At 66.2% G+C, this 1,699-nt stretch carries 1 protein-coding gene; it reads right to left on the reverse strand.

Annotation, left to right across the window (positions count from 1 at the left end; all coding sequences use genetic code 11):
- Positions 1-169: 169 nt before the first annotated feature.
- The gene (locus CRM73_RS19135) at positions 170-1,423 is read right to left on the reverse strand and encodes an IS256 family transposase (protein WP_229588791.1); all 1,254 of its coding nucleotides are present in this window, start codon (positions 1,421-1,423) and stop codon (positions 170-172) included.
- Positions 1,424-1,699: the final 276 nt, after the last annotated feature.

Here is a 1,699-nt window from a genome sequence, read left to right on the forward strand (position 1 = left end):
GCACCAGCTCCTACCGGCTGCGCACCACCCGCGCCCGGAAAGGAGCCGCCAGCCCCTGATCCCCGACTACACCCCGCGACGCAGAGCCGGACGTCACCGACAGCCGGCCAGCACAACCAACACCCCGGGGACTGTCCGATAAAGGGTGTGTGGGGCCCGGCGGTTTTCATCAGTGAGCGGTTCTCTCGAACCGCCCGGCGAAGGTGATCGCGAACGCGTTCAGCGCCGGCTTCCACCTCATCACCCAGCGTGCTCTACCGCCGCCGGTCGGATCAAGAGACCTGGTGACGAGGTAGAGGCACTTCAGCGCAGCAGCCTCGTTCGGGAAGTGCCCGCGCGCCCGCACCGCCCGCCGGTAGCGGGCGTTGATCGACTCGATCGCGTTCGTCGTGCAGATCACCCGGCGGATCTCCACGTCATACTCCAGGAACGGCACGAACTCCGCCCAGGAGGACTCCCACAGCTGCACGATCGCCGGATACCGCTGGCCCCACTCGGCCCTGAACTCGGCGAACCGGTCCTTTGCCGCTTGTTCTGAAGGCGCGGTGTAGACCGGCTTGAGCGCCTTGACGATGCCGTCGCGGTGCTGGCGGCCGGCGTAGCGGAAGCTGTTGCGGATCAGGTGCACGATGCACTGCTGGACGACGGCCTGCTCCCAGGTGGTGTTGATCGCCTCCGGCAGGCCCTTGAGCCCGTCGCAGACGGCGATGAGCACGTCCTCGACGCCCCGGTTCTTCAGCTCGGAGAAGACCTGCAGCCAGAACCGGGCGCCTTCGGCGCCGTCGCCGGCCCAGATCCCGAGGATGTCGCGTTCTCCGTGCACGGTCACGCCCATGACGACGTAGAACGGCGTGTTGCGCACCTGCCCGTCGCGGACCTTCACCACGATCGCATCGACGAAGAGCACCGGATAGAGCGGGTCCAGCGGGCGGGAGGACCACTCGGCCAGCTCACCGGCGACCTTCTCGGTGATCTTCGAGATGGTGTCTTTGGAGACCTTGGCCCCATAGACCTCCTCAAAGTGTGCCGCGATCTCCCCGGTGGTCAGGCCGCGGGCAGAGAGGGAGAGCACGATCTGATCAATCCCGTCCAGACGCCGCTTGCGCTTGGGCACGATCACCGGCTCGAAGGACCCATCCCGATCCCGTGGCACCTCAATCTGCACCGGGCCGATTTCGGTCAGCACGGTCTTCGGCCTCGTGCCGTTGCGCATGTTGGCCGCGATCGGCGTCTGCCCGTGGTCGTGACCGAGGTGTTCGGTCAGTTCGGCTTCCAGGGCGGTTTCCAGCACGTTCTTCGTCAGCTGGTTCAGCAGCCCGCCCGGGCCGACCAGGCTCACGCCCTGCTCCTTCGCCTGGGCAAGCAGCCGCTCGGCGAGGTCCTTCTGATCGATGATCTCTCCCGTCACGGGATCGATCATCATGCCTGTCATCTCGGTCGTGGACTCTGACACGGCCGTCTCCTTTCGGATCAGGCCGGACCCTCACACACCGTTGTTCTTACAGTCCCACACCCCGCGGGTGGGGCCAAATCAGACCATCACAGTGGGGCCATATGGGGTTGTCATACTCAGGCGGGTGCGTTTGGTCTTGATGCTCAGCTCGGCGCAGGCCTGGGCCCAGGCATGGGAGCGGTAGCAGGACCCGTTGTCCGAGAGCACCCGCTCCACGGTGACGCCCTGGTCGGCGAACCACGCCCT

This window comes from Kocuria sp. CCUG 69068 (genome assembly GCF_020833785.1).
Lineage (GTDB): Bacteria > Actinomycetota > Actinomycetes > Actinomycetales > Micrococcaceae > Kocuria > Kocuria rosea.